This window comes from Frankia tisae (assembly GCF_025403405.1).
Taxonomy (GTDB): domain Bacteria; phylum Actinomycetota; class Actinomycetes; order Frankiales; family Frankiaceae; genus Frankia; species Frankia tisai.
In genome coordinates this window covers 1-1,460 of sequence record NZ_JANEZT010000678.1, presented here as the reverse complement: position 1 = coordinate 1,460, position 1,460 = coordinate 1, and the positions used below count along the sequence as shown (strand labels likewise).

Annotated in this window: 2 protein-coding genes; one reads left to right on the top strand and one right to left on the bottom strand. The window is 69.1% G+C overall.

Going from position 1 to position 1,460, the window contains the following annotated elements; genetic code table 11:
* Positions 1-292 precede the first annotated feature (292 nt).
* A complete protein-coding gene (locus tag NBZ85_RS31045; protein WP_261560682.1) occupies positions 293-772 on the top strand; it encodes an MFS transporter in 480 nt (159 codons plus the stop codon).
* A gap of 66 nt (positions 773-838) precedes the next feature.
* Here NBZ85_RS31045 and NBZ85_RS31040 read toward each other — a convergent pair.
* Positions 839-1,460: hypothetical protein (locus NBZ85_RS31040; protein ID WP_261563412.1), on the bottom strand; the 622-nt coding region annotated here is incomplete at its 5' end.

Here is a 1,460-nt window from a genome sequence, read left to right as displayed (position 1 = left end):
CCGACGACCCGAACCCCGTTCACCGAAGTCGCCGATCTCCTCGGCACCATCGGCGCCGACATCCCCCTGCTCAGTACCGTCGGGGACTACCAGGCATGGCTCGACGACATCGCCCGGTACAGCTTCCACACCCTCACGATCTGAACGGGCGACGGGGCGAACCTCACGTTCGCCGTCTACGGAAGCGGGTCCGTTCCCGTCGCCGTGCTCTGCGGGTGGCCCCATATTGGTTATGTCGGCTATTGGTCATGTCGACGCAGCGAGAAACCGCGGCGGCATTCAGGTTTTTGTGTTGTCGCTGTTCTTCCAGGATGCCCGCGGCTACTCCGTGGTCAGCGCCGGCCTGGCCTTCCTGCCGCTGACCGTCCCCACCGCTGCGAACCCGATCTTCACTGGCCGCCTGGTCGGCCGGATCGGTCCCCGTCTCCCGGCCACGATCGGTTTTGTCCTGATGGGCGTCGGCGCGCTGATTCAGGTGCCGTTCACCGGCGATTCGGGCGTCGCGCTGGCGGCCACCGTGGTGGGTCTGGTCGCCGGGGTGGCCGGCACCGTCCCGGTCGAGTTGGCCGGAATCGGTGCGGGAGCGTTCAACTCCGCCCGTCAGGTGGGAGCATCACTCGGTGTCGCCGTTCTCGGCATGGTCCTCAGCCTGGCCCCGTCCAACGCCGCTGGGACCCGCGGTGCGCTGCTTGTCGGCGGGGTGGTTCTGCTGGTCGGCGCGCTCATCACTGGCACCTCGCTGCCCGGGTACGGCCCGGCCCGAGGACGCTGAATCCCGTCCGGTTGCCGGGCCGCGACGGTTGGCACGGCGGCGCAGGCTGCTCCAGCGCGGGATTGGTCAGCCTACGGGCGGCGCGGCGTTGCGGATGCAGGTGTATTCGGACCAGGCGATGGTCATCTTCGCCGGCGCGCCGTCGGCCTGAGAGACGCCGAGGACCTGGCCGATCCGGTAGCAGTAGGGCGCAGCGGGGTCTATCTGATCGGAGTACACCGTCTGGCTGTCGATCAGTGTCGTCAGTCTGCCGGCTTCGTCGGAGTCTCGACGCTGCAGCAGCAGGCTGTTGGCCGGCGAGCCGTTCTGCCAGGTAAGGACGGCGACCGTGCCGTGGTCGGCGACCTGTAGCCGGTGTGGCCGCGCTGCCGCGACCGTGCTCGGCGCGACCGTCGAGGATGTCGAGGAGGCCGGCGTCGCGACGTCCGTGCTCGGCTGATCGTTCCGACTGGCGACGATGGCTGATATCAGGACGAGGAGAAGCGCACCGAGGACGGCGGCGGGCACGATCACCAGCAGGACGGGCCCACGCCGGATCGACCGGCCGTTCGTCGCCTCCACTATCCGCGGTTCCGCCGTCCCCGACGCTGCGATTGCGGGCTCGGCGATCCCCGGCTTCGTGGTTCCTTGCTCTGCTGGTTCCAGCTCTGCTGGCTCCGGCCCAGCTCGGTCCGGCTCTGCTGGGTCC